The sequence below is a fragment of the Mesorhizobium sp. M7A.F.Ca.CA.001.10.2.1 genome (assembly GCF_003998575.1).
In the GTDB taxonomy this organism is placed as follows: domain Bacteria; phylum Pseudomonadota; class Alphaproteobacteria; order Rhizobiales; family Rhizobiaceae; genus Mesorhizobium.
The window spans coordinates 1-1,084 of sequence record NZ_RZQY01001103.1; the positions used below are offsets into that span (position 1 = coordinate 1).

Here is a 1,084-nt window from a genome sequence, read left to right on the forward strand (position 1 = left end):
TCCCTGAGCTCGTCGAACCGCTTTGGCGGAAAGCGCCTGAAAAGCTCGATCAGGCGTCGCGAGCGCTGCCCCGCCACGCCGATCTTGCGCAGCGTTACGACCAGCGGCGGCAAGGCGCCAATATCACACAGCGCGATGGCGACGGCGATCCTGACTTCGCGCGAGCGGTCACGATCGAGCGCCGAAAGCAGGTTTGCCACCGCGTTTTCCGAACGCAGCGCCGCCAGCATCTCGGCCGCGTGGACGCGTTCGGCGCCGTTGCCTTTTTCAAGCTGGGTGCCGACAAGGGTCGGCAGGCCACATTCATTGAAGGCTGAAAGGAGCTCGTCGTGCTCCTCGCCACGCAACAGCGAAATAAACTCGAAGCCGGCATCGATCGCCACCCTCGCCGGTACCGCAAGCAGCGCCGTCTTCAATGCCTCGCGATCCCGATTTTCGGTGAAGGCGATCAGCGCCGTCAGAAGAAGGCGCCGCTGATCGGCGCCCGCCGTCCCCCGGCGCTCCTGCAATACCCGACGCACGATCAGCAGAAGCATGATCGCCAGGGAAAGGGCACTGAGCAGGATGGATAGGTGCCAGATGTACAACATGATCAGAACCGCGCGGTTAGGCCGAGCCCGAATGTGGTTCGGTCGAATGTCGGGCGCTGCTCATGGGCGAGGCTGCCGCGCAGCGTCAGCGGATCGGTAACGTCCCAGGAGATGCCGGCAAAGATGGTACGCGTCGGCACCAGCGAGCCGTCGGAGATCTCGGGGGCATCCGCATAGCCACCAAACACATTGACGCTCGGGATAACTGCAACATCGGCTCGCAGGACATAACCATCGGCGCGCGTGCCGATGTCGTCGGCTGCGTGGACCCAACGTGCCGAAAGCCCCAGCCGGCCGTCCAGGACATAGACCTGCACCCAAGGCGAGATTGTGGTGACCTCGGCGGTGGCGAAATTGTCATAGCGAGCATCGATGTTGAGCGAGAACGGACCGAGCGCTTTCGCGGGCGCCATGATCCGCCACGAAGCGCCGGCCCCGACCGAATATCGTGCCAGGAAGTCGGCATCCGGCGTCGCCGCTGCCAGCACATAGGC

The 1,084-nt window shown here is 64.0% G+C and carries 2 protein-coding genes; both read right to left on the reverse strand.

Annotation, left to right across the window (positions count from 1 at the left end; all coding sequences use genetic code 11):
• Positions 1-590 (reverse strand): HEAT repeat domain-containing protein (locus EN964_RS35440; RefSeq protein ID WP_373565086.1); only part of this gene is annotated, 590 nt, incomplete at its 3' end.
• Between the two features lie 2 nt (positions 591-592).
• The coding region (locus EN964_RS35445) for a YaiO family outer membrane beta-barrel protein (protein WP_127277509.1) at positions 593-1,084 on the reverse strand (492 nt) is incomplete at its 5' end.